Source organism: Bradyrhizobium sp. 2TAF36, from assembly GCF_052114925.1.
Lineage (GTDB): Bacteria > Pseudomonadota > Alphaproteobacteria > Rhizobiales > Xanthobacteraceae > Bradyrhizobium > Bradyrhizobium barranii.
Window position 1 is genome coordinate 1 of record NZ_JBFRFR010000213.1, and the last position, 2,147, is coordinate 2,147.

The following is a 2,147-nucleotide window of genomic DNA, read 5'->3' on the forward strand; positions in this document are numbered from 1 at the left end:
TTCCTTCTCGCTGCAGCCGCCCAGAACCTCCGGGCCCAGAACCTCCGGAAACTAGCCAAGCTGATCCCAGCGCCGCAGCCAAAACCGACCTAAGAGGCGGTCGGTTCGCGCTGCGAATTGCGGCCGTCTTGCTCGAAGACCGACTTCTTCAACGGAATCGGCCCAAAGCCGGCGTGYAGCAATGTCGGCTTCAACGTCGCCCTCTGAGAGCAATGCGGACGCGAGACTTGCAAGGGTTCCTTCACCTTGATCTAGGGATACATCCGAATAGGCAATAGCCGAACATCGCTTCGCGCTGGAGAGTGAGGCCGCTGCTGCTGGGGGCGAACCGGAGATATCCGATGGGTGCGGCAGGCCGGCGCTTTGCGCATATGAAGAGAACTCTTCGCGTCCGGGCGGTCGTTGTTGGCGTGCTGGAAGAGTTGCCGTTTATCTGCCCGGTGGTGGTCGCAATCGGCTCGCTGGTCATGATCGGCATCACTCTTTACAAGGATTGGCCGCAGTGAGCCGCGTTACACGGCCGGAGTTGCTTTTGCGACCTCAGTATTGAGGTGTTCCTCTAGGCGGGCCGACGACCATGCGCTCGTTAATCTCTTCTCTGTGGATTGCGCGCRCAAACTTCTATATTTGCAGCTTTCAATAGTGCGCACTCAAATCGAAGGTGCTTCTCTGTGGAGAAGGAGAGGCTGATCGATGACCCAGTTCAATTCTGTCTTTGTCGCGATTGCTCTGGCGCTCACTGCCTACTTTGCCGTAGCCGCTTGGCAAGCTACAGCAGATGATCGCCGCGATCAGGCTTATATTCATAGGATGGAACCATCTGCGGCGTTAACGCAACAGTAGCGGAGGAACGTGCATCGGCCATCATTTGTGAGCGGTCAGGGTGTCTCAGCCCGGCTAGGATCGCCGCGATGGCTGGACGAAAACCGATCTTACCTAACGATGTTTTGCTAATAGTTGCGATCAACGTTGTCGTCGCGGTTGTGGTCTATTACTTGATCGTACTTTGGGGATTGATGGAGGGCTGAGGCAACAATCGGACAGGCGGGTGAGCCTGCCAACCTCAACGTGACTGGCTCACGTGCGGCCTCCCACATCACAATTAAACCGTGATCCGGCAACGGCCGCTGCAGCGCCTTCGCCTCGTCCCAAGGCGCGCGCATCCAGATATCGCAAGCCTCGACAGCGCGGTGAGAAAGTATTGATGGCGCCGTTTGTGTTCAGACTTAGCTCATCCGCGCCTTGGTATCCCGCAACCTCCGAACGTAATAGCCTTGTCTCTGAACGGCCAACCTAATCTCGTCGCTGACCCTAGAAACTCTTCTTTTGCTCTTCCGCCATTTGCTCGATGAACCGAATGCCGGGATCGGAGAGCCTTTGCTTAAGACGAGAAAATCACGTTTATGATTGAAATAGATTTCAAACATCTTTACCCCCGACCGACTAGCTTAATGTCTCGGACGTCTGCACGGCAATTGATGTGCAGCGCGGTAAATCTGCCGCCGAACTTCAAATCTAGACGCGATCCGACGCAAGCCCGCCCCCCTGTGAACAGCGGGGATGATGCTGCGCAATTAATCCTCCAGCAGCAATTTCTGCTTGTATGTTGTTCGCATGTCACGCTCACACACCCGCTCTCTTCTTGATCAGTACGAATTAGTGATCGACGAGATCGTCGCCGATTGTGACGGTGACGTGCGTGGCGCGCTTATGGCATTGATGCTTGTCAACGAGCAGCTAGAGCAACGATTGGAGCGGTTAAGCGCTCAATTAGATGATCAGTCAGAGGATCATCCGCCAAAGGAATTTGTTACTGGCCGCCGCGGCTCGCTCCACTGAAGAAATCTTTCTCGAGTATGAGCGGCCGCCGACGAGAGTAGTCGGGGGCGAAGCCCGATTAAAGCGTTGGATCGGGCTCCCACACGGCCTGCTAGGCGATCAGGCGAGGAAGCCGTAATCCGGTCTCCGCTTGCGTCGCAAGCTGCTGGGTGCCGATGATCCGCCGCAGTTCCGCCGCGACGCCCTCCAGCACCGCGCGCTTCTCCTTCATCCGCTTGGAATGGTTGTAGACCTTGCCGGTGACGGTCGGCACGACGACCTCGGCCTTCTTGCTCGCGGCGTGGTCGAGACATTTCGCGATCCACGCA

At 56.6% G+C, this 2,147-nt stretch carries 3 protein-coding genes and 1 pseudogene; 3 read left to right on the plus strand and 1 reads right to left on the minus strand.

From position 1 onward, the window contains the following. The first annotated feature begins 341 nt into the window (after window positions 1-341). From AB4Z51_RS44735 to AB4Z51_RS44745, 3 genes are all read left to right on the plus strand, one after another. Window positions 342-506 carry a hypothetical protein gene (locus tag AB4Z51_RS44735; RefSeq protein WP_441499747.1) on the plus strand — a complete coding sequence of 55 codons (165 nt, stop codon included), beginning with the start codon at window positions 342-344 and terminating at the stop codon, window positions 504-506. A gap of 187 nt (window positions 507-693) precedes the next feature. After that, window positions 694-843 carry a hypothetical protein gene (locus AB4Z51_RS44740; RefSeq protein WP_187387940.1) on the plus strand — a complete coding sequence of 50 codons (150 nt, stop codon included), beginning with the start codon at window positions 694-696 and terminating at the stop codon, window positions 841-843. 771 nt (window positions 844-1,614) lie between these two features. Further along, window positions 1,615-1,839 carry a hypothetical protein gene (locus tag AB4Z51_RS44745; protein ID WP_049832042.1) on the plus strand — a complete coding sequence of 75 codons (225 nt, stop codon included), beginning with the start codon at window positions 1,615-1,617 and terminating at the stop codon, window positions 1,837-1,839. Between the two features lie 91 nt (window positions 1,840-1,930). On the opposite strand, the pseudogene AB4Z51_RS44750 reads toward AB4Z51_RS44745, so the two are convergent. Then, window positions 1,931-2,147 (minus strand): annotated as a pseudogene (locus AB4Z51_RS44750) (hypothetical protein); the annotation flags it as partial.